18 protein-coding genes are annotated in these 15,869 nt (G+C 60.3%); 10 read left to right on the top strand and 8 right to left on the bottom strand.

From position 1 onward, the window contains the following. The first annotated feature begins 9 nt into the window (after positions 1–9). The 3 genes from B8746_RS04780 to B8746_RS17070 all read left to right on the top strand — a co-directional run bounded on the left by B8746_RS04780 (position 10) and on the right by B8746_RS17070 (position 1,372). Positions 10–903: a fructose bisphosphate aldolase gene (locus tag B8746_RS04780; RefSeq protein ID WP_084392087.1), complete on the top strand. Its 894-nt coding sequence runs from the start codon at positions 10–12 to the stop codon at positions 901–903. A 98-nt stretch (positions 904–1,001) separates the two neighbouring features. After that, complete coding sequence (locus tag B8746_RS04775) at positions 1,002–1,235, top strand: DUF1272 domain-containing protein (RefSeq protein ID WP_084392086.1); 234 nt, start codon at positions 1,002–1,004, stop codon at positions 1,233–1,235. Then, complete coding sequence (locus B8746_RS17070; protein ID WP_158084534.1) at positions 1,235–1,372, top strand: hypothetical protein; 138 nt, start codon at positions 1,235–1,237, stop codon at positions 1,370–1,372. The genes B8746_RS04775 and B8746_RS17070 overlap by 1 nt, the downstream gene beginning before the upstream one ends. Before the next feature lie 7 nt (positions 1,373–1,379). Here the strand turns inward: B8746_RS17070 and B8746_RS04770 are convergent, their stop codons facing one another. Next, positions 1,380–1,853 (bottom strand): VOC family protein, encoded by a 474-nt coding sequence (locus B8746_RS04770; RefSeq protein ID WP_084392085.1) that lies wholly within the window; start codon positions 1,851–1,853, stop codon positions 1,380–1,382. Positions 1,854–1,991: 138 nt separating this feature from the next. Here B8746_RS04770 and thiE point away from each other — a divergent pair, with 138 nt between their 5' ends. Then, positions 1,992–2,657 (top strand): thiamine phosphate synthase, encoded by a 666-nt coding sequence (gene thiE / locus B8746_RS04765; protein WP_084392084.1) that lies wholly within the window; start codon positions 1,992–1,994, stop codon positions 2,655–2,657. Between the two features lie 244 nt (positions 2,658–2,901). Here the strand turns inward: thiE and B8746_RS04760 are convergent, their stop codons facing one another. After that, on the bottom strand, positions 2,902–3,168 hold the full coding sequence (locus B8746_RS04760; RefSeq protein ID WP_084392083.1) for a DUF4282 domain-containing protein: 267 nt from the start codon (positions 3,166–3,168) through the stop codon (positions 2,902–2,904). 41 nt (positions 3,169–3,209) lie between these two features. Continuing rightward, a complete protein-coding gene (locus B8746_RS04755) occupies positions 3,210–3,494 on the bottom strand; it encodes a DUF4282 domain-containing protein (protein WP_084392082.1) in 285 nt (94 codons plus the stop codon). Positions 3,495–3,654: 160 nt separating this feature from the next. Here B8746_RS04755 and efp point away from each other — a divergent pair, with 160 nt between their 5' ends. Both efp and B8746_RS04745 read left to right on the top strand, forming a co-directional pair. Beyond that, positions 3,655–4,221 carry an elongation factor P gene (gene efp / locus B8746_RS04750; protein ID WP_084392081.1) on the top strand — a complete coding sequence of 189 codons (567 nt, stop codon included), beginning with the start codon at positions 3,655–3,657 and terminating at the stop codon, positions 4,219–4,221. 8 nt (positions 4,222–4,229) lie between these two features. After that, positions 4,230–5,039 (top strand): inositol monophosphatase family protein, encoded by an 810-nt coding sequence (locus tag B8746_RS04745; protein ID WP_084392080.1) that lies wholly within the window; start codon positions 4,230–4,232, stop codon positions 5,037–5,039. Positions 5,040–5,279: 240 nt separating this feature from the next. Here the strand turns inward: B8746_RS04745 and B8746_RS04740 are convergent, their stop codons facing one another. Further along, entirely contained in the window at positions 5,280–7,118 is a 1,839-nt protein-coding gene (locus B8746_RS04740; RefSeq protein ID WP_084392079.1) for an ABC transporter transmembrane domain-containing protein, read from the bottom strand. Positions 7,119–7,246: 128 nt separating this feature from the next. Between B8746_RS04740 and rpmE the strand changes: the two genes are divergently transcribed. Both rpmE and B8746_RS04730 read left to right on the top strand, forming a co-directional pair. Continuing rightward, on the top strand, positions 7,247–7,462 hold the full coding sequence (rpmE, locus tag B8746_RS04735) for a 50S ribosomal protein L31 (RefSeq protein WP_084392078.1): 216 nt from the start codon (positions 7,247–7,249) through the stop codon (positions 7,460–7,462). Between the two features lie 162 nt (positions 7,463–7,624). Beyond that, positions 7,625–8,338: a hypothetical protein gene (locus B8746_RS04730; protein ID WP_084392077.1), complete on the top strand. Its 714-nt coding sequence runs from the start codon at positions 7,625–7,627 to the stop codon at positions 8,336–8,338. On the opposite strand, the gene zapE is transcribed toward B8746_RS04730, so the two are convergent. Genes zapE through B8746_RS04715 form a run of 3 tightly spaced genes read right to left on the bottom strand, consistent with a single transcriptional unit; the run spans position 8,297 to position 10,585 of the window. Further along, positions 8,297–9,463, bottom strand: coding sequence for a cell division protein ZapE (zapE, locus tag B8746_RS04725; RefSeq protein WP_084392076.1), 1,167 nt, complete (start codon positions 9,461–9,463; stop codon positions 8,297–8,299). The two genes, B8746_RS04730 and zapE, sit on opposite strands and share 42 nt — an antisense overlap. A gap of 8 nt (positions 9,464–9,471) precedes the next feature. Continuing rightward, positions 9,472–10,092 carry a rhomboid family intramembrane serine protease gene (locus tag B8746_RS04720; RefSeq protein WP_084392075.1) on the bottom strand — a complete coding sequence of 207 codons (621 nt, stop codon included), beginning with the start codon at positions 10,090–10,092 and terminating at the stop codon, positions 9,472–9,474. A gap of 58 nt (positions 10,093–10,150) precedes the next feature. Further along, positions 10,151–10,585: a DNA-binding transcriptional response regulator gene (locus B8746_RS04715; RefSeq protein ID WP_084392074.1), complete on the bottom strand. Its 435-nt coding sequence runs from the start codon at positions 10,583–10,585 to the stop codon at positions 10,151–10,153. Positions 10,586–10,816: 231 nt separating this feature from the next. On the opposite strand from B8746_RS04715, the gene B8746_RS04710 reads away from it, so the two are divergent. Together B8746_RS04710 and B8746_RS04705 are read left to right on the top strand one after the other, a co-directional pair. Then, positions 10,817–11,704 (top strand): 1-acyl-sn-glycerol-3-phosphate acyltransferase, encoded by an 888-nt coding sequence (locus tag B8746_RS04710; protein ID WP_084392073.1) that lies wholly within the window; start codon positions 10,817–10,819, stop codon positions 11,702–11,704. Between the two features lie 89 nt (positions 11,705–11,793). After that, complete coding sequence (locus B8746_RS04705; RefSeq protein WP_084392072.1) at positions 11,794–12,984, top strand: mechanosensitive ion channel; 1,191 nt, start codon at positions 11,794–11,796, stop codon at positions 12,982–12,984. Between the two features lie 75 nt (positions 12,985–13,059). Here the strand turns inward: B8746_RS04705 and secA are convergent, their stop codons facing one another. Further along, positions 13,060–15,846 (bottom strand): preprotein translocase subunit SecA, encoded by a 2,787-nt coding sequence (gene secA / locus B8746_RS04700; RefSeq protein WP_084392071.1) that lies wholly within the window; start codon positions 15,844–15,846, stop codon positions 13,060–13,062. Positions 15,847–15,869 lie beyond the last annotated feature (23 nt).

The following is a 15,869-nucleotide window of genomic DNA, read 5'->3' as shown; positions in this document are numbered from 1 at the left end:
AGTAAATTCATGGCAAACACTGAAATGATGAAACAGGCGAGCGAGAAAGCCGGATTTATCGCGGCGCTCGACCAGTCGGGCGGATCAACGCCGAAGGCGCTGCGCCTGTATGGCGTGAATGAGGATGCCTATTCGAATGATGAGGAAATGTTCAGCCTGATCCATGAGATGCGGGCGCGGATCATCAAATCCCCGGCCTTCAATGGCGAAAAGGTGATGGGCGCGATCCTGTTCGAGCGCACCATGGATGGCGATATCGATGGCACGCCGACGGCGACCTATCTCTGGAATGAATGCGGCGTCGTCCCATTCCTCAAGGTCGACAAGGGCCTCGCGGACGAGAAAGACGGCGTCCAGGTGATGAAACCGATGCCGGACCTCGATGCGCTGCTGGAAAAAGCCGTGTCGAAAGGCATTTTCGGCACCAAGATGCGCTCTGTCATCAATGCGGCGAACCCTGCGGGCATCTCTGCTGTCGTGCACCAGCAATTCGATGTCGGCCGCCAGATTCTCGGCCATGGCCTCGTTCCGATCATCGAACCGGAAGTCACCATCTCGATCTCTGACAAGGCGGAGGCCGAGGAGATCCTGCTGAAGGAAATCAAGACGCAACTCGACGCGCTCGGCGCTGACCAGAAAGTCATGCTAAAGCTGACGCTTCCGGAGAAGGCAAACCTCTACAAGCCGTTGATTGACCATCCGCGCGTGATGCGGGTCGTCGCGCTGTCCGGAGGCTATTCGCGCGAAGAGGCCAACAATCGCCTGTCGCAGAACACCGGCATGATTGCGAGTTTCTCCCGCGCGCTGACCGAAGGCCTGTCAGCCCAGCAGAGCGATGAGGCGTTCAATGCGACGCTCGCAAGCTCGATCGACAGCATTTACCAGGCCTCCAAGGCCGGCTGATTGCCGCTTCATCGCGTGACAAATATTTAAGTGAAAAGGCGGCCTTTCGGGGCCGCCTTTATCATGACGGGGCAGGGCAATTGCCGTAGGCTCTGGCCATGCTCGAAATGCGTCCCTGTTGCGAAACCTGCGGAAAAGACCTGCCGGCCGATGAGCCGGGCGCCGTTATCTGTTCCTTTGAATGCACCTTCTGCAAGGATTGTGGGCGCAATGTTCACAAGGGCACCTGCCCCAATTGCGGTGGCGGTTTCTATCCGCGCCCACTGCGCAAGGGCAAGGCGCTGGCCAGGCATCCGGCCAGCAAGGAACGGATCATCAACCGGCCCGCCTGATGTATATCGGCATCATTGTCGCGGGAGGCGGCCTGCTGACTGTGTTCGCAGGTGACAGGCCGATCGTCGGAGGCATCTGCGCACTGGCCGGCATTGGCATGTTCGTCGTCGGGGTGCGCTCGGTGACTGAAAAATGACCCTGTCCTAGAGGTTCGGCAACAGTTCCAGCAGGTAGCCGTCCGGATCCTTTGCAAAGCCGACAATCGCGCCGCCGACTTCGGGGACAGGCTCGGGATAGCGGATGATTTCGCCGCCAGCAGCCCTGATCCTGTCAGCCATGGCGGCTGGATCGGGTGAGCGCACGACGATCTTCATGCCGTTCGAGCCCAGTGTCCGCTCGCTGCCATCGGTCCATTCCATCAGCACGATAGCGCTGCCGCCAGCCGGGAAGCGCAGGACGATCTCATCCATGTAAGAAAGCTTGAACTCGGTGACATACTCCATGCCGAGCGCCTCGGTATAGAAGGTGTTCGAGGCCTGAAGGTCCGAGACGCCGATACCGATAGCAGACAGGGATGCGGCACGCGGCGTCGAACTTGTGGCCTCTGTTTCGGGGGCGGGCGCCGTGGTGCAGGCGGCGAGAGCGGCAAGGCCGAGCGCGGCGGCGAATATCTTCATTGTGTCCTCCAGGGCCGGGTCTCAGCAGCCCGGTTCAGTGGTCACACTGTCGCGATAGCGCGCTATATGCAAGTGCAAACTGACGGCGGATGGCGGCGAAGGCTTTTCTGGCGCGGCGGGCCGGTCTAGGAGAGCGCAATGACCGAGCCAAACCGCCAGCGCACGCGCCTCTATCTGATCACGCCGCCCATTGTGTCGGACGTGGCAGGCTTTGCGCGAGACCTTGAGAACGCCCTGGACGGCGGCGATGTGGCCTGCCTGCAGGTGCGGATCAAGCCGGGCGATGTCCTCGATGTGGAGGCGACAAGGCGCGTGGCCGAGACCGTGCTGCCGATCTGCAGGTCGCGTGATGTGGCGCTGATCATTAATGACAGCGTCGATATATGCGAGGCGGTTGGCGCGGACGGCGTTCATCTCGGGCACTCTGACATGCGCGTGAAAGATGCGCGCAAACGGCTCGGCAAGGATCTGATCATTGGTGCGACGGCGAAGAATTCCCGCCATGTCGCGATGGAGGCCGGTGAGCAGGGCGCGGATTATGTCGCGTTCGGGGCATTCTTTCCGACCGAGACCAAGGTAGACACGGTGCCGGCAGAGCCGGAATTGCTGGAATGGTGGCAGGCGGTGATGGAAATTCCCTGCGTCGCGATTGGCGGGATCACGGCTGAGCGTGCGAAGGCGATTTCGCTGGCTGGTGCCGATTTTGTGGCGGTGAGCTCAGCGGTGTGGTCGCATCCGGGCGGAGCGAAGGCGGCAGTGGCGGCATTCAATGCAGCGCTCGATGAGGCGGTCACTGAGTTTTAAGGCCCCACCGTGGGCCCTCCCCATCCTTCGGCAAGCTCAGGATGAGGGGGGAGGGAGCGATGCCTTCAGATGTTTGCACGCATCCGCCCGCCAGTGGTTCGACTTCGCTCACCATGTCGGGCTTCTTCCCACGTCTCATAGGCCGACATGGTGAGCGAAGTCGAACCATGAGGCCGCTCGCTTGAAGTTAGCAGCTTGGCGAAACGTTATTCCCCTCCCCTTTGGGGAGGATCGGCGTGGGGGGCTAGACCTTCGGCTTGTCCAGTCTCAGCACCGACAGCACGAATTCGGATGCGACGCGCAGCGCCAGCAGTTTCAGGATGACGATGAAGGGTGTCTTGATCACGCCCCACAGGGCTTCGTCCCAGTCATTGTCGAACCAGGTTATGTAGTGCCAGAGGCTGCGCAGCCCCCACCACAGGATGAGGAGAATGCCGACATAGAAGAGGAATTTGGTGAGAACCTCACCCATCGGCTTCTCGAAGCTGAGATAATTGGAAATGATGTTCATCCCGATCCTGTCAGTTCAGGCCCGCCCGCATCCGGCGCGGCCTATTTGGTCTCGTTCTCTTTCATCTGCCGCAGCGCAGCCAGATTATCGCTGATCCGGAAAATGACGAGGAACATCTCGCAGATCATGCGGACATAGATGATCGCCAGTGGCAGCAGGATAAGGCCGCCAAGGAACATTCCGAAATTGCCGGAGAACAGGCTCTGCAGAAGGAAGAATATCCCGCCGAGAATGACGAGTGCGAGAAGTATGTAGTACAAGAATTTCACGATCGTTCCCGTGATCATCTTGTCGAAGCTCAAAAAGCGACCCAGCAATCCATCCATATCAAATGCCCCCTTAGCTCTCGTGAACGGAAATACATGGGTAACGCAATTGGCCCATATTCCAAAGCCCTTCCTTATTGCCGCGATCCTGCCGGGACATCTTGACCGGCCCGGTGTAGGCGGCTACCCCGCGCGCCGGGCTCCAATCGGGAAATCAGGCATGGCCAAAATCAACGGAAACGAAATCAAGCCAGGAAATGTCATCGAGCATCAGGGCTCGATCTGGCGCGCTGTGAAGACCAACGCTGTAAAGCCTGGCAAGGGCGGTGCGTTCAACCAGGTCGAGCTGCGCAACCTCATCAATGGTTCCAAACTGAATGAGCGTTTCCGCTCTTCGGAAACCGTTGAGAAGGTCCGCCTTGAACAGCGCGACTATACCTATCTCTACGATGCGGGTGAGGCGCACGCCTTCATGAACCAGGAAAATTATGAGCAGATCGAGATCCAGAAGGATTTCATCGGCGACCAGGAAGCCTTCCTCCAGAGCGACATGACGGTCGTCATCGAATTCTACGAGGACAAGCCGATCGGTATTTCCCTGCCGGACCAGGTCATCCTGACGATTGAAGAAACCGAACCTGTCGTCAAAGGCCAGACGGCCGCCAACAGCTTCAAGCCGGCGACCTGCGAGAATGGCATTCGCGTCATGGTCCCGCCTTTTGTCGGCCAGGGTGAACGCATTGTCGTGCAGACCTCCGACACCACCTATCTTCGCCGCGCCGACTAGGAACTGACATGTCGAAACCCTCCCCCGTCGGAACCGTGATGATCAATGCCGCCCGGCTCGCCGGACGATCGCTGGCGCGCGACTTTGGCGAGGTGGAGAATTTGCAGATCTCCAAGAAGGGACCGGCGGATTTCGTTTCGAATGCCGATCACCGCGCAGAGGAGATCATCTTTGACAGCCTGTCCAAGGCACGGCCCGGCTATGGCTTCGTCATGGAAGAGCGCGGTATTGTCGAAGGAACCGACAAGTCCAACCGGTTCATTGTCGACCCGCTGGACGGGACGCTGAACTTCCTGCATGGCCAGCCGCACTATGCGGTGTCGATCGCGCTGGAGCGCGAAGGCAAGCTGCTGACCGGTGTGGTCTATGATGTCGCCAAGAACGAGATCTTCTGGGCCGAGACGGGCCGCGGCGCCTGGCTCGACCAACGCAAGCTCTTCGTAGCCAGTCGCAAGCGGCTCGAAGAAGGCGTCTTCGCGACCGGTACACCGTGGATTGGCAAGGGCGAGGCTTCGCACCGCCAGTTCGCGCAGGAGATCGCATCGCTGACGCCGGTGACAGCCGGCATTCGCCGGTATGGTTCGGCGGCGCTGGACCTGGCCTATGTCGCAGCGGGCCGATTTGACGGCTTCTGGGAACGGGGCCTCAAGGCCTGGGACATCGCAGCAGGTATCGTGCTGGTGCGCGAAGCGGGCGGTCTCGTGGACGAGATCGATGGCGGCGACGTACAGACGACGGGTAATATTATCGCTGCGAATGAAGCGCTGATGCCGAAATTGAAAGAGCGCCTGCGCAAGGCGAAGGCTTTCGGGGAATAAAATCGCCCCCCCGACCCTCCCTCCTTCGACAGGCTCAGGATAAACGGGGAGGGGCGGACACCGCAGCCGCCTGCACTCATCCGCCCGAGATGGTTCGACTTCGCTCACCATGTCGGGCTTATTTATACATTGCATCAGGTCGACATGGTGAGCGAAGTCGAACCATGAGACCACTGGCACAAGACGAGCATGTTGGCATGACGTCATCCCCCTCCCTCTTGGGGAGGGTCGGGGTGGGGCTCACTCCGCCGCGGCGGCGGCAAACTGCATCTCGGCCAGTCGCGCATACAGCCCGCCCTTTGCCACGAGCGTATCGTGGCTGCCTTCTTCGACGATGCGGCCATCATCCATCACGACAATGCGGGTGGCGCGCCGGATGGTCGAGAGCCGGTGCGCGATGACCAGGGTGGAGCGGCCTTCGGCAGCGGTGGCGATGGCCTTCTGGACGAGGCCTTCGCTTTCACTGTCAAGCGCCGACGTCGCCTCATCGAGCAGCAGGATCGGCGCTTCACGCACGAGCGCGCGGGCAAGCGCGACGCGCTGGCGCTGGCCGCCGGAGAGACTACGGCCCTTCTGGCCGATATTGGCGTCGAGGCCGCCTTTCTCCTCAAGGAAGCGCCACGCCTCGGCCATTGTGGCGGCCTTGATGAGCTGCTTGTCGCTGACCGCCCCCAGCGCACCGAAGGCGATGTTCTCGCGGGCCGTGCCGGTGAAGAGCGCCGATTCCTGAGGGGCATAGGCAAATTGCGCGCGCCAGAGCGCCGGGTCTGTGTCAGTGGCGGCGACATCATCGACGAGGATGCGGCCCGATTGCGGATCGAACAGGCGGAGTGCGAGCCGGAACACCGTCGATTTGCCAGCGCCGGAGGGGCCAACCAGCGCGACGAATTCGCCGGGCCGCACATCAAGGGAGAAGTCCTTCAGGGCGGGCGCATCGGCCTGACCATAGGAAAAGTTGACCCGATCGAAGACGAGATGGCCTCGATGGTCCGGGGCGGTTGGCACAATGGTGGCGGGGGCGCGGATTTCCGGTCTCTCGTTCAGGATTTCGGTCGCACGGTCTGCAGCGCCGGCTGCACGCATCACCTCACCCCAGACTTCCGCCAGCATGCCGAAGCCGGACCCGGCATAGAAGGCGTAGAGGATCATCTGGGTGAGCTCGCCCGGCGTCATGTTTCCATTGGCGACAGAGCGCGCACCGAGCCAGAGTATGCCGACCATGCCGCCGAGCAGCATGATGGAAACGGCGAGGATCATGAAGGCGCGGGCGGTGATGCGCTTCAGCGCGGCCCTGAACACCTCTTCAGCTGCGGTGGTAAAGGACGCCTGGCGTTGCTTTTCCTGGCCATAGGCCTGTACCAGCTCAATCGCATCGAGTGCTTCAGCCGCCTGCGCGCCAGCGTCTGCAAGCTTGGTCTGCGCCTTGTTGGAGGCCCCGCGAATGATGCGGCCGATGAACATGACCGGGAACATGGCGAGCGGGATCATCAGGAGGAGCGTGCCGCCAAGCTGCCAGTTGGTGACCAGCATCATGATGATGGCACCGACAGTGGACAGGATGGTGCGGGTCGCGAGCGAGGCCGATGAGCCGAGGAAGGTCTCGATCAGGGAGACGTCCGCGGTGAGGCGCGACACTGCCTCGCCAGAGCGGATATTGGCGTGAAAACGCGGGCTGAGGCTGAGCAGCTTTGAATAGAGGTCGGTGCGCAGGTCTGCGGCGACGCGCTCGCCGAAGCGCGAAACGAAGTAGAAGCGCAACGCCGAGAGAATGCCCATCGCGACTGCCGCGGCGAGGACGTAGAAGAAGTACCGGTCAATCGTGTCGAGAAGCTGAGCGCCGCTCTGCCCGCCCTGGCCGGCATCGACCGCCTGCCCGAACAGGTACGGGATGGTGAGCGCGGAAAGCGCGGCGACGACAAGGAAGACAGCGGCCACGAAGACGAGACCGATATGGCGCTTCACATACGGCCAGAGCAGGGCGAGCGGCTTGATGCTGCGGCCCTTGGGGCGGTTCTCGCCTGCGCGCTCGGGACCGGTCTCGCGGCGGTCGTCGACGGTCTGGCTGCTCGTGTCACTCATCCCATTACACCTTGATTGCGGCGACCCCCTTGCGGGCGCGGTCTCTTTCTACTAAGACGCCGCTTTCCGATTTTCACAGAGGCCAAACCGCGCAGGTGCCGGCCGCTGACCCGCAAGGAATAGAGACGATGAAAGCCGAAGGCCATCCCGATTACCACTTCATTACCGTCGTGATGACGGACGGTACCGAGTACCAGACCCGTTCGACCTACGGCAAGGAAGGCGACAAGCTGGTTCTGGACATCGATTCCAGCTCCCACCCGGCCTGGACCGGCGGCACTCAGCAGCTTGACCGCGGTGGCCGCGTGTCGCGCTTCAAGGACAAGTTCAAAGGCTTCGTGTAAGCCTTATCTGACTCCATCAGACAGCAAACCCCGCCGGAAATGGCGGGGTTTTTTGTTGTCGACTTTCGCAAATGGGTAAGATTCTGCCGATTTCAGGTCACGCGGTTTTGCCGCATGGCCATGACCGCTAGGTTCAAGGCAGATCAATATTCAGGGAGTTCGATGATGCGTCTGGCCGGGTCAATCATACTGGGCACACTACCGGTGGCGGAAGCCGCCGCGGAGATCGGCTATTTTTCCGAAGCCATCGTTTCTTCTTCCGTCATTGACCGCGGCGAGCAGATCGGCGGACCGAGCCTCGAAATTGCAATTGGTGCGGATGTCGCTGTCGGGGCCGGCGAGGTCTATGCCGCTGTGTACCGGCTGACGCCGTTCGGCCAGGATCAGGAAGCATTTGCCGACGAGTTTGACTATACGGTGGGTTATGCCTGGGAAGGCGAAGGGTATGCCGCTGATGTGTCGGCGAACTGGCTGACTTATCCCGGCATAGGTGACGAGCCAAGCCTGGAGCTGGCTGGTGAGATTGGCTTCGATGCCCCGCTTAACCCGACACTCGCCGGCTTCTATGATGCCGAATTCGAGGACTATGGGCTGGAAGTCACAGCCGGGCCCGAATGGGATGCCGGCAACTGGACCAGCTATCTCATCGGGCGGCTGGGATTTGTCGAACCCGGCGACGGCTCGGAGACGCGGTCTTATGGCGGGGTCGAGATCGGCACGCTTCGCCCCGTCGGCGACCGGGCCGAAATTGGCGGGTTCGCAAGGTTCGAAGTGGCCAATCAGGACAGCTTTGCCGACCGGATAGAGAACGGCCAGATCGTGGATGTTACCGATTCAGGCCTTGCCGTCGGGGCGTTCATCGTTGCCAGTTTCTGATTTTTCGGCGCGCGGCGGCACGCGGTGTTCGAGCGCGAGATAGTCTTCGGACCGCATCTCGTGCAGGCGGCTTGCTGTGCGCTGGAACTCGAAACTGCCATCGCCGGCCGGGTAGAGATCATCGGCCTCTGCCGCCGCTGTGGCGACAAGCTTTACGCGTGCCTCGTACAATGCGTCGATCAGCGAGACGAAACGGGCCGCTTCATTGCGCTTGTCCTGGGTCAGCTTCGGGATGTCGTCCAGCAGCACGGTGTGGAAATTGGCAGCAATGGTGAGATAGTCGCGCGAGCCGAGTGGGCGGGCGCACAATTCGTCAAAGGTGAAGCGGGCGACGCCGGCCGCTTCACGAGGAACCAGAAGCTTGCGGCCCTTGATGTGCAGGAAGCACTGATTGGGGTGCGCGCCGAGGGTGAGGCGGTCGAAGGCTTTATCAAGCCGTGCCTCGGCCTCATCGCCTGTCAGCACGTGCCAGACCGGCGCTTCCTTCAGCCGTTCCAGCCGGTAATCGCGCTCCGAAGCGAGGTGGAAGACGTCGCAATTGTCCTTGATGATGTCGATGAAGGGCAGGAAGAGCTGGCGGTTGAGGCCGTTCTTGTAGAGATCGTCAGGATGGCGGTTGGAGGTTGCGACGACGGTGACGCGGCGCTCGAACAGCTCCTCGAACAGGCGGCCGAGGATCATCGCATCGGCGATCTGCGTGACCTGGAATTCGTCGAAACAGAGGAGTTTCGCCTCTGAGGCGATGAGTTTCGCCACTGGGGCGATCGGGTCATTTCCGGCCTTGCGGACACGGTGCGCGGCGCGGCGGCGCTCGGTGTCGCTCATCTCGCGCCAGATGTTCATCTCGTCCTGCACGCGGCCCATGAACTCGTGGAAGTGGACGCGCTTGGACGCGACGGGCGAAAGCTCATGGAAAAGGTCCATCAGCATCGACTTGCCGCGCCCGACGCCGCCCCACATATAGAGCCCGCGAATATGTGGCGCCTTGCGGAACAGGCCGCCCGACCCGGCATTCTTCAGCCGGTCCAGGACGCTGTCCAGCCTGCGGGCGGCTTCAAGCTGCGAGGGGTCCTCGATGAGCTTGCCGTTCTCGATCCGGCGGCGATAGGCGGTTTCGACGCTCATGCCCGGGCTCAGCTTCCACCAAACAGGGCTGCGATCTGCCCGGCAAAGATGCCGAGTGAATCCGGCACGACGATCATGGTCATGACGAGGCCGAACAGGGCGCCGCCAATATGCGCTTCGTGGCCGATGATGCGGTTCTCGCGGCCGGCAAGGGTTGCGCTGATCAGGATAAAGAGCACAGCAAACAGGACCGCTGGCATCGGGATAATCATGAAGATGTAGAGCAGGGAGAAGGGCCAGAACAGGCAGTAGGCGAGGAGAACGCCGGAAACCGCGCCAGACGCCCCCACGGCGCGATAGTCCGGGTTGCGGAAGTTTTCCAAATAGGCCCAGAGACTGCCGCCGACCAGCGAGGCGAAATAGATGATCAGGAAGTTTGTCGTGCCGACGCTGTACTCGATGGTCGCGCCGAACTGGAACAGCACGAACATGTTTATGAGCAGGTGAAAGACACCAACATGCAGGAAGCCCGACGTCAGCATGCGGTGGTATTCGCGGTTCTGACGGATCGGGCCGACATGGAACATGTTGGCCGCCTGAAATTGCGGATTTGACCAGCCGAAAACGCTAGCGGCGACGTTGACAGCGATCAGTGTCAGCGTGGCGGGGTAGAGGGAAAACTGCTCCATGACTCTGCCCTAGCGCAGCTTTCCATTGAGCGCATGACGTTTTCTGAAGAAAATCGCCTTATGCGGCTGCGATTTGCGGCCGGGCCTGCGCTTCCATCTGCTCGAAGAAGAAATCAAGCATGGTTTCAGGGCGCTGGATGAAGCGGTTATAGGCCAGTTTCGCCTTGAAGACGGGCTCAGGGGCGATGTTGCAGCCGCACCGCACAGCGGTTGCGACGATCTTGTCGCGGTCGGCATGGGCGCTCGAAACCGCGATACGGTGACGGCCCATATTCGCAATACGGGCGATGGTCATGTCGCCATCATAGCTGTCCGGCAGGGTCAGTTCGGTGACAACGAGGTCGAAGCGCTCAAGGCGCAGGCGGCGCTCGGCTTCCATCAGGGTTGGTGCAAGGACAAGATCAATCTGGACGCGGGCCCGCGCGGCCTTGTCGGCCGCAATCGCCAGCATGTCTCTGACCGGCTCGTGATCCTCGATCCATAGTACTTTCATAAATCTACCCTGTTTGGTCCAGTAACCGGAGCACCATCAGCGCTCCCCCTCAGTCATGAACAATCTGGCAGCTTCTGCTTACGGCTTGGTAAAGCAGAACTTGCTGAATTCTTTACAGATTCACATTTCCGGCGAGCCGCAGTTAAAGCGATGCGTGCTATCAATTCCGTGCTAAACTGAGCAATGACAGGCGATTCAGACGCAAGATCTGGGGGCAGGCAGGAAAAGAGCATGGAAGAGGCAATCAAAAAAAATTACCAGGCCTCAGTCTTTCTTGAAGGCCTACCGGACACCGACACGCACATTGTGGACACGCTGATCGAGGAGAGGTGCCCGAGTTTTGTCTCGCACTGGACCTGGCCAGTCGTGCGTCCGGCCCTCTACTCCATGCTCGGCTATCGCAAGGCGCGGTCCATGGCGGATGCGCTGATGCAGCTGAACGGGCGGCGCTCCTTCGAATACCTCTCGCAGGAACTCCAGGTCGATGTTTCGATCGACCAGCTTCACCACCTGCCCGAGAAAGGCCGCGTGGTTGTCGCGGCGAACCATCCGACAGGGCTCGCTGATGGTGTGGCAGTGTGGGACGCACTCATGCAGAAGCGTCAGGACATTGTCTTCTTTGCCAATGCCGATGCGATCCGGGTGAATCCTCAATTTCAGGACGTGATCATTCCCATTGAATGGGTTGCATCGAAGCGTTCGCCGGCCAAGACGCGTGAGACGCTGAAGCGTGCGGCCGAAGCGTTCGAGCAGGAAAAGTGCGTTGTCATCTTCCCGTCCGGCAAGCTCGCCAAGCGGATTGACGGGGTGCTGAGCGAGCAGGACTGGTTTCCCACTGTGGTCAGCCTTGCGCGAAAGCAGAAGGCCCCGATTGCGCCACTACATGTGAAAGCGAAAAATTCCTGGTTGTTTTACAAACTAAGCCAGATCAATGGCGAGCTGCGCGATATTACGCTGTTTCATGAGTTGCTGAACAAGAAGCGCGCCCGGTTTGACATGCATTTCGGGCCGCTCATCGAGCCCGACGCTCTGGCAGGCGAGGCGGCAGAGGTGACCGACAGGCTGCAGCGCCATGTGGCATATGAATTGGCGCGCGAGCCTGACAGAATTTTCAAATAATCCGCGACTTTCTGGAACTTCTGCCTAGTTCATTCCTTACTATCTCTTAAGGGTTCCATCCGGAACCCCGGAGCGAAAGGGGTGATTCCATGGAAGAATTTTGGAACAATACTGTACAACAGGTGCAGGATTACGGGCCAAAGATACTCTTTGCCATCGCAATACTTATTGCAGCCTATCTCGTTGCACTCCTGGTGAAATGGGTCATATCGGCGGCGATCAACAAGACCGGTTTCGGCAAGGGCCCGGTCGATCCAGACGGAAAGGCGACCAAGTCCCTGGGAGACAGCCTGGGGATAGCGGCCTTCTGGATCGTGATGCTGATCGGCGTAATACAGGCACTGACAAGGCTTGAACTCCGGCAGATTGTCGATCCGCTGAACAATATGCTGGCCGATGTGCTTGGCTACCTGCCGAACATATTCGGGGCTGTGATTATCTTTGTCCTGTTCATGATCGTTGCGAATGTCGTGCAGAAGACAGCGAAGGCGGTGTTTGTCTTTGCCGATCCTGTTCCACAGCAACTCGGCATTGCGTCCGGACCGGTCAATATTTCCGGCATCACAGCGACTGTTCTGGCGGCGATTATCGGCATTCTCGGCGCAATTGCGGCGTTCGACATCCTCGCCATCGATGCGATATCGGGGCCGGCGAACGAGATGCTTCGCGACATTGTTTCGGCCATTCCGCGTATCCTGATTGCGGCGATCCTGCTGACGGTCTTCGTGCTGATCGGCCGGTTCGTGCACAATCTCATCATGCGCACGCTGCCGGGCTTTGGTGTCGATTCCGCGGTCGCTGAACTTGGTCTCTTCAAGGGCGCTGACAAGGGGCTGACGGCCTCCAGCATCATCGCCAAGGGTGCCCTGTTCTTCATCGTGCTGCTGGGGCTTATCCAGGCGCTGCGGGCGCTGGAATTCGATGTGCTGACCAACGCCACCTATACTGTGCTTGACCTTGCCGCATCGATTGTCTTCGGCGCGGTGATCATCGTGGTTGGCGTCATCATTGCGCGGCTGGTGAGCAGCGCCATGGCTGCGACAGGCTCTGGCGTCAGCGATACGGCGGCGATGGTGGTGAAATGGGTGATTGTCGGCCTCGCCATCATTCTTGGCATTTCGCGCATGGAACTCGACCCGACGGGCGGTGAATTCGTGCTGAACGTGGCCGAAATGCTCGTCATGGGCGTGTCTGTCGGTCTCGCCGTCGCGATCGGTATCGGCTTTGGCTGGGGCGGACGCGACTGGTTTGCCCGCCAGCTCGAGAAGTGGAAAAGCTAGCCACTGACAGAGGTCCAGAAGAAAAGGCCGCTCCGGACGGGGCGGCCTTTTGCTTGTCTGGTGTCCGGCCTGAAATCAGACCTGTTGCTGGTCAGCGCCCGTGAGAGAGCCGTGGCAGTGCTTGTACTTCTTGCCCGAGCCGCAGGGGCAGGGCGAATTGCGCGGCGTCTTCGACCAGTCTTCTTCGGCCTGGTGCAGGGGCGGGCCTGCATGCGGATCGTTCGGGCCTTCAACAACGCCCGGCGTCATTTCATTGTCGCCGGTGTCAGGGTTGAGGTGGGTTTCCTGCGTGCTCGACAGGGCCTGTTCGCGGCGCAGCAACTGTTCACGGGCCGCGGCCATCTCGGCGCGCTGGTCCTCGGTGGCGGGCGGCGCGATGCGGATGTTCATCAGGATGCGCGTAACTTCAGTGCGCATCGTGTCGAGCAGGTCATTGAAGAGCTTGAAGGCTTCTTCCTTGAATTCGTTCAGCGGATCGCGCTGACCATAGGAGCGCAGGTGGATGACCGAGCGAAGCTGGTCGATCTGCTGCAGGTGCTGGCGCCAGCGGCCGTCGAGGACCTGCAGGAGGACCTGCTTCTCGATCTGCTGCATCTGTTGCTTGCTGACCTGCTCGACCTTCTGTTCGAAGGCCTGGTCGGCGGCGACGCGGATGCGCTCTGCAATCTCGTCATTGGCAACGCCTTCCTCGGCAGCCCATTTGGCGATCGGAAGCTCAAGGCCGAGTTCCGACTTGAGCGTTTCGGTGAGTCCGGTGACGTCCCACTGTTCGGCAAACGCCTTGGGCGGCATGGCAATGGCGACGAGGCCGTCAATCACGTCATGGCGCATGTCGGTGACGACAGCGGTGACATTGTTGGCGTGCATGAATTCGCGGCGCTGTTCAAAGATGGCCTTGCGCTGGTCGTTGATGACGTCGTCATATTTGAGGACGTTCTTGCGGATCTCGAAATTGCGCTGCTCGATCTTCTTCTGGGAGGTTTCGATGGCCTTGTTCATCCACGGATGGGTGATGCCTTCGTCTTCCTTGATGCCGAGGCTCTTCATGATCGAGTTGAGGCGGTCTGCTGCGAAGACGCGCATCAGGTCATCCTCGACCGAAATGAAGAATTTCGACTTGCCGGGGTCGCCCTGACGGCCTGTCCGGCCGCGCAGCTGGTTATCGATGCGGCGGCTTTCATGGCGCTCGGTGCCGAGAACGAAGAGACCGCCTGCGGCGAGCGCTTCCTTCTTGCCGACCTCGATGTCGGCCTTGAGCTCGGCTTCCATCGCCTTTTCTTCCTCTTCGGAAGGGTCGCGGCCATGTTTTTCCTTGAACGCGTCAATCGCTTTCCAGAGGCGCATTTCAAGGTTGCCGCCGAGCTGGATATCGGTGCCGCGGCCAGCCATGTTGGTCGCAACCGTGACGGCGCCCGGAAGGCCGGCATCGGCGATGATCTCGGCTTCTTTCTCGTGGTGACGGGCGTTCAGCACCTTGTGCGGGATCTTGGCCTGCGTCAGCAGGGTGGAGATGATCTCGGACTTCTCGATGGAAGCGGTACCGAGCAGGACCGGCTGGCCCTTGGCGCGGGCGTCGCGCACTTCCTTGATGATTTCCTGATACTTCGCAGAGGCGACCCGGTAGACGACGTCGTCCTCGTCGATCCGCTGAATCGGCTTGTTCGTCGGCAGCTGGAACACTTCCAGCTTGTAGATGTCGGCAAATTCAGCCGCTTCGGTAATGGCTGTACCGGTCATGCCGGCGAGCTTTTCGTAAAGGCGGAAATAGTTCTGGAAGGTGATGGAGGCGAGCGTCTGGTTTTCCGGCTTGATCTCGACGCCTTCCTTGGCCTCGATCGCCTGGTGGAGGCCTTCGGAAAGGCGGCGGCCTTCCATCATGCGCCCGGTGAACTCGTCGACCAGCATGACCTGGCCGTCCTTCATCAGATAGTCCTTGTCGCGGTGGAAAAGCTTGTGGGCGCGCAGCGCCTGGTTGGAGTGGTGGACGATGGTGACGTTGTGCGGGTCCCAGAGCGAGCCCTCGAGCAGGCCTGCCTCTTCCAGCATCTGCTCCATCTTCTCCATGCCGTCTTCGGTGAAGATGACAGAGCGCTGCTTCTCGTCGAGCTCGATATCGGTTTCATCATCGAGCTTGGGAATCAGCGCATCAATGGTGCGGTACAGGTCGGAGCGGTCATCGGTCGGACCGGAAATGATCAGCGGCGTGCGCGCTTCGTCGATCAGGATGGAGTCGACCTCGTCAACGATGGCATAGGCGTGACCGCGCTGCGCCATCTGGTCGAGCGAGTATTTCATATTGTCGCGCAGATAGTCGAATCCGAACTCATTGTTCGTGCCGTAGGTGATGTCGCAGGCATAGGCTGCCTTGCGTTCCTGGTCATTGAGGCCATGGACGATGACGCCCGTGCTCATGCCGAGGAAGCCATAGAGCTTGCCCATCCAGTCGGCGTCGCGGCTGGCGAGATAATCGTTGACGGTAATGACGTGCACGCCCTTGCCGGCAAGCGCATTGAGATAGACGGCGAGCGTTGCGACAAGCGTCTTGCCCTCACCAGTGCGCATTTCCGCGATGGAGCCCTGGTGGAGGACCATGCCGCCGATTAGCTGGACGTCAAAATGCCGCATGCCGAGCGAGCGGACAGAGGCTTCGCGAACTACGGCAAAGGCTTCTTCGAGCAGGTCATCAAGGCTTGCGCCCTCATCAAGGCGCTTCCTGAATTCTGCGGTCTTGGCTTTCAGCTCAGCGTCACTGAGCGCCTGCATGCTTGCTTCGAGGGCGTTGATCTTCTCGACGCGCTTGCGCATCGGCTTGATCCGCCTGTCGTTCGAGGAGCCGAAAATCTTGCGGGCAACTGAGAGCATATGGTCTCGCACCAATCTACGCG

It is taken from the genome of Henriciella pelagia (assembly GCF_002088945.1).
In the GTDB taxonomy this organism is placed as follows: Bacteria; Pseudomonadota; Alphaproteobacteria; order Caulobacterales; family Hyphomonadaceae; genus Henriciella; species Henriciella pelagia.
The sequence above is the reverse complement of the archived record's forward strand: the minus strand, read 5'-3'. Positions and strand labels throughout refer to the sequence as shown.

Bases quoted from the DNA above. Each gene is read 5' to 3' on its own strand.
- B8746_RS04715 (WP_084392074.1), bottom strand. From the start codon at position 10,585: ATGAAAGTACTATGGATCGAGGATCACGAGCCGGTCAGAGACATGCTG.
- rpmE (WP_084392078.1), top strand. From the start codon at position 7,247: ATGAAAGCCGAAGGCCATCCCGATTACCACTTCATTACCGTCGTGATG.
- B8746_RS04780 (WP_084392087.1), top strand. From the start codon at position 10: ATGGCAAACACTGAAATGATGAAACAGGCGAGCGAGAAAGCCGGATTT.
- B8746_RS04745 (WP_084392080.1), top strand. From the start codon at position 4,230: ATGTCGAAACCCTCCCCCGTCGGAACCGTGATGATCAATGCCGCCCGG.
- B8746_RS17070 (WP_158084534.1), top strand. From the start codon at position 1,235: ATGTATATCGGCATCATTGTCGCGGGAGGCGGCCTGCTGACTGTGTTC.
- efp (WP_084392081.1), top strand. From the start codon at position 3,655: ATGGCCAAAATCAACGGAAACGAAATCAAGCCAGGAAATGTCATCGAG.
- thiE (WP_084392084.1), top strand. From the start codon at position 1,992: ATGACCGAGCCAAACCGCCAGCGCACGCGCCTCTATCTGATCACGCCG.
- B8746_RS04775 (WP_084392086.1), top strand. From the start codon at position 1,002: ATGCTCGAAATGCGTCCCTGTTGCGAAACCTGCGGAAAAGACCTGCCG.
- B8746_RS04705 (WP_084392072.1), top strand. From the start codon at position 11,794: ATGGAAGAATTTTGGAACAATACTGTACAACAGGTGCAGGATTACGGG.
- B8746_RS04720 (WP_084392075.1), bottom strand. From the start codon at position 10,092: ATGGAGCAGTTTTCCCTCTACCCCGCCACGCTGACACTGATCGCTGTC.
- B8746_RS04730 (WP_084392077.1), top strand. From the start codon at position 7,625: ATGATGCGTCTGGCCGGGTCAATCATACTGGGCACACTACCGGTGGCG.
- B8746_RS04760 (WP_084392083.1), bottom strand. From the start codon at position 3,168: ATGAACATCATTTCCAATTATCTCAGCTTCGAGAAGCCGATGGGTGAG.
- B8746_RS04755 (WP_084392082.1), bottom strand. From the start codon at position 3,494: ATGGATGGATTGCTGGGTCGCTTTTTGAGCTTCGACAAGATGATCACG.
- B8746_RS04710 (WP_084392073.1), top strand. From the start codon at position 10,817: ATGGAAGAGGCAATCAAAAAAAATTACCAGGCCTCAGTCTTTCTTGAA.
- B8746_RS04740 (WP_084392079.1), bottom strand. From the start codon at position 7,118: ATGAGTGACACGAGCAGCCAGACCGTCGACGACCGCCGCGAGACCGGT.
- secA (WP_084392071.1), bottom strand. From the start codon at position 15,846: ATGCTCTCAGTTGCCCGCAAGATTTTCGGCTCCTCGAACGACAGGCGG.
- zapE (WP_084392076.1), bottom strand. From the start codon at position 9,463: ATGAGCGTCGAAACCGCCTATCGCCGCCGGATCGAGAACGGCAAGCTC.
- B8746_RS04770 (WP_084392085.1), bottom strand. From the start codon at position 1,853: ATGAAGATATTCGCCGCCGCGCTCGGCCTTGCCGCTCTCGCCGCCTGC.